The organism is Pseudomonas sp. SIMBA_068, assembly GCF_046534705.1.
Classification (GTDB): Bacteria; Pseudomonadota; Gammaproteobacteria; order Pseudomonadales; family Pseudomonadaceae; genus Aquipseudomonas; species Aquipseudomonas putida.
In genome coordinates this window covers 1-242 of sequence record NZ_JAWRYI010001428.1, presented here as the reverse complement: position 1 = coordinate 242, position 242 = coordinate 1, and the positions used below count along the sequence as shown (strand labels likewise).

The following is a 242-nucleotide window of genomic DNA, read 5'->3' as shown; positions in this document are numbered from 1 at the left end:
ATTTCACCCTGCAACTGCTGGTGTTCGTGGTCCAAAGCCTGCTGGCGGGCGCTATTGGCCTTGAGTTCGCCGGCCAGCTGCAGGGCATGGGTGCGGGCCTGTTGCAACTGCTCGGCAGTCTCGGCTTCGCCTGTGCGGGCGTGCTCTACCTGTTGCTCCAGATGGCGTTGCCAGTCCTCGGCACGCGGGTGTTCACCCAGCAGCTCGGCCAGGGCGGCGCGGGCCTTGTCCATCTGTTCGGC

At 66.1% G+C, this 242-nt stretch carries 1 protein-coding gene; it reads right to left on the bottom strand.

Features of this window, described 5'->3' with window-relative positions:
- Nucleotides 1-242, bottom strand: a 242-nt coding sequence (locus tag SB756_RS34335) for a hypothetical protein (RefSeq protein WP_410913786.1), incomplete at both ends; no start/stop codon positions are given.